This window comes from Halomonas qaidamensis (assembly GCF_025917315.1).
In the GTDB taxonomy this organism is placed as follows: domain Bacteria; phylum Pseudomonadota; class Gammaproteobacteria; order Pseudomonadales; family Halomonadaceae; genus Vreelandella; species Vreelandella qaidamensis.
Genome location: NZ_CP080627.1, coordinates 2,743,012 through 2,757,635, shown reverse-complemented (window position 1 = coordinate 2,757,635; position 14,624 = coordinate 2,743,012). Strand labels below are relative to the sequence as shown.

16 protein-coding genes are annotated in these 14,624 nt (G+C 52.8%); 13 read left to right on the top strand and 3 right to left on the bottom strand.

Annotated features, from left to right (window positions below):
* Positions 1-39: 39 nt before the first annotated feature.
* The 7 genes from ybaK (at position 40) to K1Y77_RS12470 (ending at position 7,510) form a co-directional block, all read left to right on the top strand.
* On the top strand, positions 40-516 hold the full coding sequence (ybaK, locus tag K1Y77_RS12500; RefSeq protein ID WP_030073595.1) for a Cys-tRNA(Pro) deacylase: 477 nt from the start codon (positions 40-42) through the stop codon (positions 514-516).
* A 215-nt stretch (positions 517-731) separates the two neighbouring features.
* Positions 732-2,129: an ATP-dependent RNA helicase DbpA gene (gene dbpA, locus K1Y77_RS12495; RefSeq protein ID WP_030073593.1), complete on the top strand. Its 1,398-nt coding sequence runs from the start codon at positions 732-734 to the stop codon at positions 2,127-2,129.
* Positions 2,130-2,179: 50 nt separating this feature from the next.
* Positions 2,180-3,037, top strand: a complete 858-nt coding sequence (locus K1Y77_RS12490; RefSeq protein ID WP_030073590.1) for a PA4780 family RIO1-like protein kinase — start codon at positions 2,180-2,182, stop codon at positions 3,035-3,037.
* A 116-nt stretch (positions 3,038-3,153) separates the two neighbouring features.
* Complete coding sequence (locus tag K1Y77_RS12485; RefSeq protein ID WP_264017766.1) at positions 3,154-4,194, top strand: AbrB family transcriptional regulator; 1,041 nt, start codon at positions 3,154-3,156, stop codon at positions 4,192-4,194.
* 36 nt (positions 4,195-4,230) lie between these two features.
* Positions 4,231-6,138: an ABC transporter ATP-binding protein gene (locus K1Y77_RS12480; protein WP_264017767.1), complete on the top strand. Its 1,908-nt coding sequence runs from the start codon at positions 4,231-4,233 to the stop codon at positions 6,136-6,138.
* 55 nt (positions 6,139-6,193) lie between these two features.
* Positions 6,194-7,201, top strand: a complete 1,008-nt coding sequence (locus K1Y77_RS12475) for a zinc-dependent alcohol dehydrogenase family protein (protein ID WP_264428803.1) — start codon at positions 6,194-6,196, stop codon at positions 7,199-7,201.
* Positions 7,202-7,369: 168 nt separating this feature from the next.
* The gene (locus tag K1Y77_RS12470; RefSeq protein ID WP_264428800.1) at positions 7,370-7,510 is read left to right on the top strand and encodes a hypothetical protein; all 141 of its coding nucleotides are present in this window, start codon (positions 7,370-7,372) and stop codon (positions 7,508-7,510) included.
* A 17-nt stretch (positions 7,511-7,527) separates the two neighbouring features.
* On the opposite strand, the gene K1Y77_RS12465 is transcribed toward K1Y77_RS12470, so the two are convergent.
* Positions 7,528-7,800, bottom strand: a complete 273-nt coding sequence (locus tag K1Y77_RS12465; RefSeq protein WP_264017768.1) for a hypothetical protein — start codon at positions 7,798-7,800, stop codon at positions 7,528-7,530.
* Positions 7,801-7,956: 156 nt separating this feature from the next.
* Between K1Y77_RS12465 and K1Y77_RS12460 the strand changes: the two genes are divergently transcribed.
* Genes K1Y77_RS12460 through K1Y77_RS12450 form a run of 3 tightly spaced genes read left to right on the top strand, consistent with a single transcriptional unit; the run spans position 7,957 to position 10,750 of the window.
* A complete protein-coding gene (locus K1Y77_RS12460; protein ID WP_264428798.1) occupies positions 7,957-9,153 on the top strand; it encodes a hypothetical protein in 1,197 nt (398 codons plus the stop codon).
* A gap of 8 nt (positions 9,154-9,161) precedes the next feature.
* Complete coding sequence (locus tag K1Y77_RS12455; RefSeq protein WP_264428796.1) at positions 9,162-9,989, top strand: mechanosensitive ion channel family protein; 828 nt, start codon at positions 9,162-9,164, stop codon at positions 9,987-9,989.
* Positions 9,989-10,750: a C15 family peptidase gene (locus K1Y77_RS12450; RefSeq protein WP_264428794.1), complete on the top strand. Its 762-nt coding sequence runs from the start codon at positions 9,989-9,991 to the stop codon at positions 10,748-10,750. Before K1Y77_RS12455 ends, K1Y77_RS12450 begins: the two co-directional genes overlap by 1 nt.
* 1 nt (position 10,751) lies before the next feature.
* Here K1Y77_RS12450 and K1Y77_RS12445 read toward each other — a convergent pair whose 3' ends face one another.
* On the bottom strand, positions 10,752-11,483 hold the full coding sequence (locus tag K1Y77_RS12445) for a YebC/PmpR family DNA-binding transcriptional regulator (protein ID WP_030073572.1): 732 nt from the start codon (positions 11,481-11,483) through the stop codon (positions 10,752-10,754).
* Positions 11,484-11,670: 187 nt separating this feature from the next.
* Here K1Y77_RS12445 and K1Y77_RS12440 point away from each other — a divergent pair, with 187 nt between their 5' ends.
* Positions 11,671-12,288 (top strand): LysE family translocator, encoded by a 618-nt coding sequence (locus K1Y77_RS12440; RefSeq protein WP_030073570.1) that lies wholly within the window; start codon positions 11,671-11,673, stop codon positions 12,286-12,288.
* Positions 12,289-12,366: 78 nt separating this feature from the next.
* Positions 12,367-12,849, top strand: coding sequence for a glutathione peroxidase (locus K1Y77_RS12435; protein ID WP_030073569.1), 483 nt, complete (start codon positions 12,367-12,369; stop codon positions 12,847-12,849).
* A 24-nt stretch (positions 12,850-12,873) separates the two neighbouring features.
* Here K1Y77_RS12435 and K1Y77_RS12430 read toward each other — a convergent pair whose 3' ends face one another.
* Positions 12,874-13,257 (bottom strand): DUF7079 family protein, encoded by a 384-nt coding sequence (locus K1Y77_RS12430; protein ID WP_030073568.1) that lies wholly within the window; start codon positions 13,255-13,257, stop codon positions 12,874-12,876.
* 160 nt (positions 13,258-13,417) lie between these two features.
* Between K1Y77_RS12430 and fabV the strand changes: the two genes are divergently transcribed.
* Entirely contained in the window at positions 13,418-14,623 is a 1,206-nt protein-coding gene (fabV, locus tag K1Y77_RS12425; RefSeq protein ID WP_030073566.1) for an enoyl-ACP reductase FabV, read from the top strand.
* Position 14,624: the final 1 nt, after the last annotated feature.

Genomic DNA, 14,624 nt, shown 5'->3' with positions numbered 1-14,624 from the left:
TTTTCAGGCAGGCTGATAATGCTAACTTAAGAGAACTTCATGACACCGGCGATCAATAGTGCAAAACACGCAGGCATTGCGTTTCAGCTCCATGAGTATCAACACGATGCTGCTGCGCAGTCCTACGGGCTGGAGGCAGCTGAAAAACTGGGTGTTGCCGCTCAGCAAGTATTTAAAACTTTGGTAGTTACCTTGGATGGTAAGCAGTTGGCCGTTGGTATTGTGCCGGTCACCAGCCAACTGGGGTTAAAGCAAATTGCTAAAGCGGCAGGGGCGAAAAAAGCGGCAATGGCAGCGCCAGGTGACGTGGAGCGGACCACGGGGTATGTGCTTGGCGGTGTTAGCCCTCTCGGCCAGAAAAAGCGTCTGCCTACTTTTATTGATAGCTCGGCGCAGGCGTTTTCGACACTTTATGTAAGCGCGGGGCGGCGTGGGTTGGAGATAGAGCTTTCCCCAAGCGACTTAGCAACATTATGTCAGGGGCGTTTTGCAGCGTTAGCAACTGCGTTGTCTTAAGTGCTGTGTCTTAAGTGCTGTGTCTTAAGTGCTGTGTCTCCACTACTCTATCTTAATTACGCTGTCCTACTCGCTGGCCTGTTGGCTAAAAGTCTAGCAATCACCCATGGTTTAACGTTTGGCTATCCTTGCAGCAAGGCATGGGTTGGCGCTTTCTGGTATGGTGCTTCACATTATAGGTTTGCTGGGCAATATAGCCCCTTCAGGATGATTTTGTGTCTGACACTTCTTTTGCATCGCTTGCGCTCTCTCCTGCGCTTTTAACCAACTTAGACTCCCTTGGCTATCACGCCATGACACCAGTGCAGGCGCAAAGCCTGCCACCGATGTTGGCGGGCCGAGATGTGTTGGCCCAGGCCAAAACGGGATCGGGGAAAACTGCTGCCTTTGGTTTGGCACTGCTGGCAGAACTGCGCATAGAGGCGTTTGCTGTTCAGGGCCTTGTGCTGTGCCCCACCCGAGAGCTTGCTGACCAGGTAGCCGAAGAGTTACGGCGATTGGCGCGTGGGTTGCCTAACGTTAAAGTGCTCACTCTATGTGGCGGTGCGCCGTTTGGGCCGCAGCTTGGCTCCTTAGAACACGGCGCGCATATTGTCGTAGGGACGCCTGGGCGAATCGATGAGCATTTGCGCAAAGGCTCGTTGACACTAGGGTCGCTTACCACCTTGGTACTTGATGAAGCCGATCGTATGCTCGATATGGGCTTTCAAGACACCATTGATGCGATCATTGATGAGACGCCCGCCGACCGCCAAACGCTGCTGTTTAGCGCGACGTTCCCCGATGACCAGGCGTCAGGTGGCCTGACGGCTATGACCCGCGGCATTATGCGTGAGCCAGTGATGGTCAAAGTGGCCGAGGTTCATGATGCCACTACCATCGATCAACACTTCTATGACGTTGCCAATGAAGAGGCGCGTTTTGCGGCCCTTCAACAGCTGCTACTGGTTTATCGGCCAGCGACCAGCGTGGTGTTCTGCAACACTAAGCGCGAAACTCAGGCGGTGGCTGAGCAACTGGTAGATGCTGGCTTTAGTGCCGTGGCGCTCAACGGCGACTTAGAGCAGAAAGATCGTGATCGACGGCTAATTCTGTTTGCTAACCAAAGTGCGTCTATTCTAGTAGCAACGGATGTTGCTGCACGTGGTTTAGATATTGCTCAATTAGATGCGGTGTTTAATTATCAGATTGCCCGTGAGCTTGATGTTCACGTGCATCGGGTAGGGCGAACCGGGCGCGCAGGGGCTAGCGGCATTGCCTGTACGCTGGTCACGCCTAAAGAGCATTATCGGCTGGAGCGGTTGGAAGGCTTGCTAGAACAACCGATTACCACCGAGCCTTTGCCGAAGCCCCAAAATTCAGTGCCATTTGAGCCGCCTATGGCAACGCTACAGTTGGCAGGCGGTAAGAAAGACAAGCTGCGCCCGGGTGATATTTTGGGAGCACTGACCAGCGAGGGCGGCTTACGTGGCGACCAGGTAGGCAAAATTAAAGTGCTAGCCCGCAGTGCCTATGTGGCAGTGGAGCATGGCGCTGTTCAAAAAGCCCAAGCCAAGCTTGAGCGTGACAAACTTAAAGGGCGCGCATTCCGCGTCCGCCGTATTCGCTATTGATCGATTAATGATTGTGCACAGATAGTAAAGAGGAGCCGACGCAGCTAACCATGAAAATCCCTAAGCGATTACAGCCCCTGGTCGATGATGGAATGATCGATGAGGTGCTGGTGCAGTTAATGAGTGGTAAAGAGGCGCAGGTGTATGTCGTGCGCTGCGGTGAAGAAGTACGTTGTGCCAAGGTCTTTAAAGAAGCTAAACAGCGTAGCTTTAAACAGGCCGTGCAGTATCAAGAAGGGCGTAAGGAGCGCAATAGTCGTCGTTCTCGCGCCATGGCTAAAAAGACCCGCTACGGCCAAAAAGAGCAGGAGCAGGCGTGGTTGAATGCGGAAGTCGATGCGCTATATCGTCTTGCCGCCGCCGATGTACGTGTGCCTGAGCCACATGGGTTTGTTGATGGCGTACTGCTCATGGAAATGATTAGCGATGCCGAGGGGAACGTGGCGCCGCGCCTGGATGAAGTGACCCTCACTCATGAGCAAGCGCTTCGCTATCACGCCAAAGTGATTCAAGACGTGGTGCGGATGCTGTGTGCAGGTCTGATTCATGGTGATTTATCAGAATTCAATGTGTTGGTAGATGCTGAAGGGCCAGTGATTATCGACTTGCCCCAGGCAGTGGATGCAGCGGGCAATAATAGTGCAGAAGCAATGTTAGAGCGCGATGTTGATAATATGCGCGCCTACTTTGGTCGTTTCGCGCCGGAGCTTCTCACCACCCACTATGGTAAAGAAATGTGGGCTTTATATGAATCAGGCAAGCTGCACCCCGACAGCAAACTGACCGGCCACTTCGAGCTTGATAGCCACATTGCCAATGTCGATGAGCTATTAGAAGTGATTGACGATGCTATTGAAGAAGAGGCCGATCGACAGGCGCGAATGCGCGGTGATGAAGACGAAGATTGAGGCTAGCAGCACCTTGCGACTAACGCCCTAAATGCCCTTTATGGTGGTAAGCTAACGTTTACGCTTAGCAGGTTAACAATTGCGTTTTAACGTTAGAGATTAGGGTGGAGGGAAGCGTGAAGGGCATCCTTGTCAGCGCAGACAGTGCAAAGGGGCTGGTAACGTCGCTTGCCGTAGGTGCAGTAGGTGGCGTTATTTTTCAGCTCACCGGCTTACCGCTTGCCTGGATGTTAGGCCCATTGATTGCCAACCTGCTGATGTCAGCGAAAGGCATCAACGTGAGCGTACCTGAACCGCTGCGCAATGTGTTTTTAGCGGTTATGGGATTAGTGCTGGGCAGCCAGGTGACGCCTCAACTTGCCCATCGTGTGTTGGACTGGCCAATCTCTGCGGCACTCTTGCTGGCTGGTGTTGTGGCCTCTACCGCTGTTGCCGCGGCGTGGTATCGTCGCTGTGGCTTCGACCCGGTCAGTGCTTGGTTTGGTTCATCGCCAGGGGCAATGACGGCAATGATCATGCTCGGTGATAAATGTGGCGGTGACCCGCAACGTATCGCCATTGCCCAGTCGCTTCGTATTATCCTCGTCATTCTGTTTCTTCCTCCTCTGTTTTGGGCATTTGAAGGCGGTGCAGGTGACATTGGGCCGGCACAGGCCACCCTTGAGCACGGTTGGATGCTGCTCACTATTCCTTTCTTATTACCCATGGGCCAGTGGCTGCGCATTCCAAGTGCGGCGCTACTTGCGCCGCTTATTATGGCGGCCTTGTTGTCTGGGTTTGGGCTTGCAAGCCTTACGTTGCCTAGTTGGGGAATGAACCTCATGTTGTGGGTGCTAGGCAGCGCGATTGGCTCGCGTTTTCAGGGCATAACACGGCGCTTGCTCGGGCGCTATTTATGGCAGTCGGGGGTGGCGACGCTGCTTGCTCTGGTGGTATTAGCGCTGTTTGCTGAACTGATCCACCAGCTGCTGGGCGTGCGCCGTGACGTTGCTCTATTAGCGCTAGCTCCCGGCGGCATCGGTGAAATGGCTATTCTTGCTGTCGCGCTTAATATCGACCCAGTGTTTGTAGCCTTTCACCACCTACTGCGTATGGTCACACTGATGATTGTGGCCCCTTTTTGGGCTCGTTGGCTATTGCGTCATCAATCTTCTTAACTACGTCTGTCCACCAAGGTAACGAAAGGACCTTCCATGCTGTCACGTTTACTAGCGCCGCTATTCCGTTACTTTGAAACGCGGGTGAACCCCTATCCCGAAGGCGAGGTTGCCACGCCTCCGAAAGGTCTGCTGCCGTTTATTTGGCATTTTTCGCGCCCCGTTTGGCCGTGGCTGTTACTGATGTCGCTAGCGACTGCCCTGGTCTCTGCGGCGGAAGTGGTGTTTTTTAGTTATATGGGCGACTTGGTCGACTGGCTGGGTAACGTAGAACGCGCTAATTTCTGGTCGGATCATGGGCTTTGGCTGGCAGGTGTGGGCGTGTTGGTAATTATCGGCCTGCCGCTACTGGTGCTGGCGCAGTCACTGGTGACTCACCAAAGTATCTTCGGTAACTACCCGATGATCGGCCGCTGGCTTTCTCACCGCCATATGCTTAGCCAAAGCCTAGCGTTTTATCAGGATGAGTTTGCAGGGCGGGTGTCGCAAAAAGTCATGCAAACAGCGTTGGCCATTCGTGAGACCGTCACCAAAGTGATGGATCTAATGGTTTACGCCATCGTGTACTTTACCGGGGCGGCAATTTTACTAGGCCGTGCTGACCCGTGGCTACTGCTGCCGCTAGGACTTTGGTTGGTCGGTTATTTAAGCATTATGCGCTTTTTTGTGCCGCGCCTGCGCGACGTTTCAATGGCTCAGGCCGATGCCCGTGCCCAGATGACAGGGCGCGTGGTTGATAGTTACAGCAATATCCAAACGATTAAGCTGTTTGCTGATACCGAGCGTGAGCAGAGCTACGCCAAGGATGCGATGCAAGGTTTCATGGGGACTGTGCATCGGCAAATGCGGCTAGTCACCATCATGAGTGTTTGCCTAACGCTGCTCAACACGCTGCTGCTGGTGGGAACGGCAGGCATGGCGATCAGCGCCTGGTATTTGGACGCCATTTCCCTGGGTGTGTTGGCCATTGCGATTGCTCTGGTAATGCGTATCCGCTTTATGTCAGATTGGATTTTATGGGAAGTGGCCGGACTGTTTGAAAACATCGGTACCGTGCAAGATGGTATGAATACCATCGCCCAGGAGCCCACGATCAAAGATGCACCAAATGCTAACGCGCTTGCGGTGCCCAAGGGCGAAATTGTGTTTGATGCGCTGCGCTTTCAGTACGCCCAAGCTGAAGGTGAAAGTAAAAACGTGTTTGACGGGCTGAGTTTGACGATTAAACCTGGCGAGAAAATTGGCCTGATTGGCCGTTCTGGCGCGGGAAAATCGACGCTGGCAAACCTGTTGCTGCGCTTTTATGACTTACAGGGCGGGCGCATCTTGATTGATGGGCAGGATATTGCTGAGGTTACCCAAACCTCATTGCGCCATCAGATTGGCATGGTGACCCAGGATACCTCGCTACTGCATCGTTCGCTGAGAGATAATATTCGCTACGGTAGTCCTCATGCCAGCGATGATGATGTGTGGCAAGCAGTGTGCCGCGCCCATGCAGATACCTTTATCAACGAGTTGGTCGACCCTAAAGGGCGGCGCGGATTAGACGCCCATGTCGGCGAGCGTGGTGTGAAACTATCCGGTGGTCAGCGCCAGCGTATTGCTATTGCCCGCGTACTGCTTAAAAACGCCCCCATTCTGGTGTTGGACGAGGCTACCTCAGCGTTGGATTCCGAAGTGGAAGCCGCGATTCAAGAGCAACTCGATTCGCTGATGGAAGGCAAAACGGTGATTGCCATTGCTCATCGACTCTCTACCATTGCGATGCTTGACCGGTTAATTGTAGTAGATGAAGGGCGCATGGTAGAGAGTGGTACGCACCAAGAACTGTTAGCCCATAACGGCATTTATGCCAGCTTATGGCAGCGTCAGTCAGGGGGCTTTTTGGGTCACGACCTTGATCTTGGCCTTGATACTGACCACACTGCCCCCAGCTCTTAATAGACCAGTCGCTTATTGAGCGATTCTAGCTAAGCACTTTCAACAGGAGGTAGCGATGCAAGCCATTCAGCTTCAACAGCCCGGCGGTTTAGATAAACTGGACGTGGTTGACCTAGCGGCGCCGGGCGAGCCAGGCCCCGGTGAAATTAAAGTACGTCTACACGCCAGCTCGCTTAACTTCCACGACTACGCCGTGGTGGCGGGCATGATTCCTACTGAGGATGGCCGTATTCCCATGTCAGATGGTGCTGGCGTGGTTGAAGCGGTTGGCGAAGGTGTTAGCGAGTTCGCTGTGGGTGATGCGGTGGTATCGACGTTTTTCCCAGGTTGGCTCGAAGGGCCTGCGCGAATCGCTGATTTCCGTACCACCCCAGGGGATGGCATTGACGGCTATGCCCGCGAGCAGGTGGTGGCATCTGCTAATTCGTTCACCCATCAGCCGAAAGGTTACAGCCATGCGGAAGCGGCAACGCTAACCACCGCTGGTTTAACCGCTTGGCGCGCGCTGGTGGTAGATGGTGGCATTAAAGCAGGTGATACCGTACTGGTATTGGGTACTGGCGGCGTTTCCATTTTTGCGCTGCAGTTTGCCAAGATGATGGGCGCTCAGGTAATTGCGACGTCATCTTCCGATGAGAAGCTGGAACGCCTCAAGACGTTGGGCGCTGATCATGTGATTAATTACAAAACGACGCCAGAGTGGGGTAAAGCCGTTAGTGAATTGACCGCTGGCGAAGGGGTTGATCATATTGTGGAAGTCGGCGGCCCCGGCACGTTGCCGCAATCCATTGATGCGGTCAAAATTGGCGGCCACATTGCTTTAATTGGCATACTTACCGGCCGTCAGGGGGATATACCAACCATTAAGCTGATGGCTAAGCAGGCCACGCTGAAAGGCTTGATTGTAGGTAGTCGCCGTGACCAAATTGATATGATCCGCGCCATTGATACTCTCGGTCTCAAGCCGATTATCGACCGAGAGTTTGCGCTACATGAGATTGCCGATGCGTTTCGTCATCAGGAGTCAGGCAAACACTTCGGCAAAATCTGCCTAACCTTCTAGTCTCACTGGGAGAGCGCATGACGTTGCTTCTAGGCAAGTGAATTAAAGCGGCCATTTACGTAGAATGGCCGCTTTTATTTGCCGGTGACATACATGCAGCATATTGCCCATCTTATTCATAGCACGTTAGGTCAGGCAAGCCTGGGAGATAACGAATAAGCGAACGGTATGTCAGCGAAATGGGTACCGCTGGAAGAAGCGCTCAAACACAACCGTAGTGTTATCGCACGTCAGCCTGCCAGCATGGGATTATCTATTCATCGCGAGACGCTGGTGCTGGAACGTGTTGCCTCCGCGTTGGCAGGTTAATTTAGCAAAACGTCTTTTCAAACGTCGTCGTTTTGACGGCTATACACCACGCCTTTGACTTCAAGTTCCCAAATGTCGTCGTAAGGCACTGTCACACCATCGATATCGCCAGGGTCGCCTGTGCTGTTCTTAATCTGAGTTTCCGGGATGACTTTTAGTCCCATTAAGCCAACGTGCTGAATACGGGCGCTAAATCGATTTCCCTCGTGGTCAATAAGCACCCGTTCGCCTGCAATGCATTTTGAAAGCTTCTCATGCAGTTCTGCCATTGTGACGTTAACTACGCTCATTATCGCCTCCTGCGCTTTGCTCTCATATGGGGTAGTTACTGACTAACGACTTTATATTAGCCGATAAGTTCGGCTAACCCCTCAATAACACTATTTCCTCAACCTCACTATGAGGCATGCTAATCTTAATCTACTTATTTATGTTCGAGGCGGCATATGACGCAGCGCTTATCGAAGTCTGCTTTATCGCCATGGCAAGTCGTGGCACTTGAGTCGTTTCAAACACCAGAGCAGACCCAAGCCAGCCAGTGGCGGCGTAGCTGGCGAGCAGCAACCACGTGGATAATTGGTAAAGAGGCCTCGGAACGCCAGGCAAAGGAAGAGAGCGAGCTGCGTAAGTTGCCTGAAGTCGCGCTTTCACATTGGGTACCTGCTATTGATTGGGTGCCAGCAGCTAATGCCCTTAGCCAAGCCATGGGTGAATATGCTGATGCACCGGTCGTACTGTTTATTTCTCCCCCTTATGGTGGCCACGGTGCAGTCGTTAGCCATTGGGCGCAGCAGCAGGATGTCAGTTGCCTGTCCACGCCAACCTTTGCAGAGCTTGTTGACGGGTGTCTTGAGTGGGTGGAGCGTTGTGGTCATCAGCGTCGTTGGGCAATTCCTACCCTAGAGAGGCATTTTTTACGTCATAGTCTTGGCTTACAAGGTGTGCGCGAACTGTTAGAGCGGGCCTTAAGTGGCCGCCTAGGGCAAGGCGTAATAGGTTGTGATAGCTGGACGTATGCTTACCTGCAGCATGCGGTGGGTTTGGAGGGCGTCCCCGTGGTTACCTTGCAGGCGCTAGAAGGTGAGCAGCTGGCACACTATTTTACTCAGTTGGCGAATGATGGTGGTGTCTTCCCAACGGTATATAGCTCCCGTACGGGGCGGCCTATTCTTGCCAACACGAGTGAAGATGACGATGAGCGTGAGCGCTCCTATAAAGAGTTGCAACGTCTGGCGGCCCACTGTCGGGGGCATTTGGGTATAGCCTGGCACTACTGGCGGGAGCGCTTGCGAAAGCCGGTTGAAAGCTGCAATACCGAGCGCTCTGACGAGCAGTTTCAAGAAGAGCAGTCTCAAGAAGAGCTTTGGTTGTTAGACGCGTTAGCAGAAGCAGAGTTGCCTACTGATACAGGAGATGTGGCAACATTGTTACTACATGCTTTGTTAATTCATGGAGGGCTAGAGGATCAGGCGTTAGGCCATGTTCTGCCATTTTCACATCATGAAGCGCTGGGCGCTCGATTGGCGCTGGCTCGCCAAGAAATTCTTAGTTGTCATCAAGGACGTTGGCAAGTGGCTCCCTTAAGCTACGCCAGCGTAAGGCAACTGCTGGAATCGCGTAACTACCTAGTGGACCCGCTTTAGGAGCTGACATGGACGATCAAGAGCAGTACGCCAAACTGTTTAATGAATTTGATAGTCAAATGTTGATCACATTAGGCGTCATTCTAGTCAGCACAGTGATACTGATCATTGCTAGTCAGCGGGGGCTCAACTGGTTGGCTAATCGGCTTCATGGACAGCTTCGATTCCGAGTATTTGCGCTAGTGCCGCTAACCCGCCTGCTGATTTTAATTACCGCGCTGGCGATTGCTGTACCTATTGTCATTGAGCCTTCCTTGCGCAATATGGTAACGCTACTGGGGGCCATTGGCCTGGCGATTGGCTTTGCCCTGAAAGACTATGTCAGCAGCCTAATTGCAGGAGTAGTATCTGCCGTTGAATTGCCCTATCGGCCTGGGGATTGGGTCAATATCGAGGGAACTTACGGCGAAGTAAAGCATGTTGGAATGCGCACCGTAGAAATCCTTACGCCTGACGATGATCTGGTTGCGGTGCCTCATCTTAAACTTTGGGATTCAGCCATTTATAACGCCAACAATGGCGGCACCAGTCTTCAGTGCGTGGCAAGCTTTTATCTTCAGCCGGAGCATGAAGCTGGCTGGGTGCGCAAGGCGCTACGAGACGTCGCGTTAACCAGTGCTTACCTGAAATTTGATAAGCCGATTATTGTCGTAGCAGAGGAGAAACCTTGGGGAACCCATTACCGTATTCGTGCCTACCCGGTGGATCCTCGGCAACAGTTTTTGTTTATCACCGATTTAACCGTGCGCGGTAAACAGGTGCTAAGCGCGGCGGGCGTTACCCCAGCGTTGTTGCCGCCTGATGCGGCCTTGGATACACGGGGTGCCGCCAGCTAATGAGTGTATCTGAGTCGCTTTATATTGGCTGGGATGTGGGCGGCTGGAATTGCGATAATAATCCCACCAGCCGCGATGCGTTGGTGGTGTTAGATGAAACACTCCGCTTAGTGGGGACACCGTGGAGAGGCAATCTGCGAGCCGCGCTCAACGAATCGCTAACTAGCCGTGACTTGATAAATAGCCTAGTGGGGCTGTGTCAATACGCAGCAAGTGGCAATGAACGAGTGGTGATGGCAATAGACACGCCGCTTGCGCTACCAACGGCGCTGTTGGCACTGGCAAAAGGTGACGCTGTTGAGGCGCTAGGCCGCTCTCAAGATAATCCGTATCTATATCGCGAAACTGAACGCTGGCTGTTTCAGCGAGGTGTCACGCCGCTGTCACCCATCAAAGATATGATTGGCAGCCAGGCCACTAAAGGTATGCATCTGCTGGCGCGCTTTGCGCCGCATATTGCCGCTTGCGGGCAGTGGCAAAGTGCTGAGGGTGCGTTAAGTGTAGTAGAAGGCTACCCAACGCCCGCCAAGCGCTCAGCGGCATTTGCTGCACTACGTCATCAGGTAACAATGCCGTCTGAGTTTGCTTCCATGTTGCACCAGCCAACGCCAAAGCAGCAGGATATCCAGGATGCTTGGCACTGTGCACTCCTTGCCTGGAGCTTGGAGCACGCTAAAGAGACAGTTGCCTGGCCGCCAGCAGACATGCCAGCGGCCGAAGGATGGATTTTTGTCCCTTGTGACTCTTTAAGTGTGCAATGATTTAAGCAGTTTGTTCCGGTAGTTCGGCGCTATGGAAAACATTTTGCACATCGTCGAGCTCTTCAAGCATACCCAGCAGTTTCTCAAACATCGCCACGTCATCGCCTTCGATGGGCGTTGGGGTCTGTGGTAAGAACTGGATCTCGTCAACCTCGAAATCAACCTCACCAAAAGCATCTAGCAGCGCTTGTTTGGCTTTAGCGTAATCGGTGTGCGGCGCAAACACCGTGATACGACCGTCTTCCTGCTCGATATCGGTAACGTCGACATCGGCTTCCATGAGTGCTTCAAGCACGGCTTCTTCATCGCTGCCTGCAAACGAAAAAATTGCGCAGTGATCAAACATGTGGCTGACGCTGCCGGGGGTGCCAATTTTGCTTTTGGTTTTGGTAAAGCAGCCGCGCACATCACCAAAGGTGCGATTGGGGTTGTCGGTCAAACAGTCGACAATCACCATCACGTTGCCTGGCCCAAAGCCTTCATAGCGCGCTGGAGAAAAGTCTTCGCCACCTGCGCCACTGGCCTTATCTAAGGCTTTATCGATAACGTGAGAGGGTACTTGGTCTTTTTTAGCCCGCTCCATTAAACCGCGCAGCGCAAGGTTACCGTTTGGATCTGTGCCGCCTGCTTTGGCACAAACGTAAATTTCACGCCCGTATTTGCTGTAAACCTTGGTTTTCGCAGCGGCCGTTTTGGCCATGGATTCCTTACGGTTTTGAAACGCCCTACCCATATTGAAGTCCTTCATTAGCCATGAACCGCCTGCAGGGCAGGCGTCATCGTTTTCAAAAAGGGGAAAATTTTACCCAACAGCGTACCATGCTAACAGCGTTATTTAAGGAGGCGGATTTATTCGCTTAGAACCCGCTTAGCTGGCGTATAATTAGTCAGCCTATCTTGCTGATTTCAAGGAGAGAAAAATGCCGCTGTCACTCTGGCTATCGCTGGCTGCTATTTGTGCCATGGGAGCGATGTCCCCAGGACCTAGTCTAGCGCTAGTGTTGCGCCATACGTTAGGCGGGGGCCGCTTGCCCGGTATGACGGCTGCAGTTTTTCATGCGCTGGGTGTCGGGTTTTATGCGTTGCTCACCGTATGGGGCTTGGGTGCACTTATTGTGCGCCACCCAGCGTTATTTCAGCTAGTGACATGGTGCGGCGCAGCCTATTTGGCCTGGCTTGGAATAAAGGCACTACGGGCAGGCAGAGGTGGAGCGCTGTCACCCGAGGCAGCAGTGACGACACCACGCCAAGCGGCTAAAGAAGCAGTGCTAGTGGCGCTAGGTAATCCCAAGTTGATCATCTTTTTTGTGGCGCTATTAAGTCAGTTTGTAACGCCTGACATGAGTCTACTGGCCAAGGCTATCATCGTCGCAACTGCAATTATTATTGACGGGGGGTGGTACGTTTTGGTGGCGGTGGGGCTTTCCCACTCTCGCGTACTGCCTTGGCTTCAGCGTCATGCCCACTGGATCAATCGAATCACTGGTGTGCTGCTTATTGCGCTGGCGCTGCGGGTTGTTGCAGGCCCGATTAGTTGATAAACCGTACTGGTGTAACCGCCATCGCCGTGGCATGGTAAAGCCTATGCTGGTGGAGTCATTTAGGGGGGCCTTGCGATGATTTATGAGCAGGATTGTTACACCCATCAAGGCAAGCCGTTCAACTTGCGGGCGCTGCGCGGGCAAGTATTGTTGGTGGTTAATGTGGCTAGTAAGTGTGGCTTTACCCCGCAGCTAAAAGAGCTAGAGGGTTTATATCAGCGCTATCGAGATCGTGGGTTTACGGTGCTTGGCTTCCCCTGTAACCAGTTTGGTAAGCAGTCGCCAGAGAGTGCAGAGGCTTTCTGTCTTTTTGGCGAGCAACAGTTTGGAGTCAGCTTTCCACTAATGGAAAAAGTATCAGTGAACGGTCCAAACGCCCATCCGCTGTTTGTTGTGCTTAAACAGGAGGCACCGGGCGTATTAGGTACTAAGGCGATCAAGTGGAATTTCACAAAGTTTCTGGTGGGGCGCGATGGCAGGGTGATCGCAAGATTTGCCCCTAACGACCATGGGGCATCACTTCGGCTGGCGTTGGAAGCCGCTCTTGATAAAGAGTAACGGGTAAAAAAACGACGCGCACTGTTATATCTCGCCGCGGGTAACCATCAGTCGCTGCATTAATTCTACCCAGCGATGACGCACCATCATTGTGGTTAATCCTGAAAAAAGCGCCCAACTTTTGCGCCGCCAGCCTTTTAGGCGCAGGTTGTGGCTTACCAGCTGCTTCATCAGTTGATAGTCATCGAACTTTCGCCATTCACTGGCAATTGATAGCTGGTGTCTCATCATCACGGGAGCAAGCTCCAAGCGGAACATCCACTCTAATTCCTTCAGCGACATGTCATGCTGTTCAATCATCTCAATCATATGGGCGTAATCACGCTCGCTCGGCTCGCGGTCCAACCACAGCGGGGCGAGAGCAAGCCATAAATCGCCGCGTTCATCGACTAGCTGCTGTGCGTTCATCAGGGTCTCGTCGGCAAAGGAGTGGTCAGGTCGCTATCCTGCCGTGAATGGCGGAGAAGCTCAAGAGCGGACAGGGCGCGTCTAGACCGCTAGAATACACCCCACACGGTAATGGCATTGCCATGCTGATAGCGACATCAATCTGATAAAGGGGTCCAACGTGATCATTAAACCAAAAGTGCGTGGCTTTATCTGCACCACCACTCATCCTAAAGGCTGCGAGCAAAACGTTTTAGAACAGATTGAAGCGACCCGCGCGCGTGGTTTAGATAAAAGCCAAGGTCCAAAAAAGGTGCTGGTGATTGGTGCTTCCAGCGGCTACGGCTTAGCAGCTCGTATTACGGCTGCCTTTGGTTATGGCGCTGATACCCTAGGTGTCTTCTTTGAAAAGCCTAGCAGTGAGAAAAAGACCGGTACTGCTGGCTGGTACAACAGCGCCGCGTTCGACAAGTTCGCCAAGCAAGAAGGTCTGTATAGCAAATCAATCAACGGCGATGCGTTTTCTAACGAAGCACGTGAAAAAGCCATTGAATTGATCAAGCAGGACATGGGGGAAGTTGATCTGGTGGTGTACTCCCTGGCTTCGCCAGTGCGTAAGCTGCCAGATACGGGTGAAGTGAAGCGCTCGAGCCTGAAGCCAATTGGTGAAACCTATCGCGCAACCGCGATCGACACCAATAAAGACGCCATCATCGAAGCAGAAGTCGAGCCTGCTACTCAGCAAGAGATCGACGACACCATCACCGTGATGGGCGGCGAAGACTGGGAGCTGTGGATGAGCGCCCTAGACGACGCGGGTGTGCTAGCCAAAGGTGCACGTAGTGTGGCGTTTAGCTATATCGGCACTGAAATCACCTGGCCGATTTACTGGCACGGTGCGTTGGGTAAAGCCAAGGAAGACCTTGATCGCGCCGCCGCAGCGATTGATGCCAAACTGAAAGAGTCGGGTGGTGGTGCCAACGTCGCCGTGCTTAAGTCGGTGGTTACTCAGGCGAGTGCCGCGATTCCTGTGATGCCGCTGTATATCGCCATGGTCTATCGCATCATGAAAGAACAGGGCCTACACGAAGGTACGATTGATCAACTAAACCGCTTGTTTGGTGATTACCTCTACACTGGTCAAGGTGATGCGATGGCCACCGATGATAAAGGTCGCCTACGTCTTGATGATTGGGAACTACGTGACGATGTACAAAAAGCCTGCCAAGACCTATGGCCTGCCGTCACTACAGAGAACCTGTTCGAAATTACCGACTATGCTGGTTATAAGCATGAATTCTTGAAGCTGTTTGGCTTCGAGCGTGATGATGTAGATTACGACGCAGATGTGAACCCTGATGTTCACTTTGATGTCGTTACACTATAGC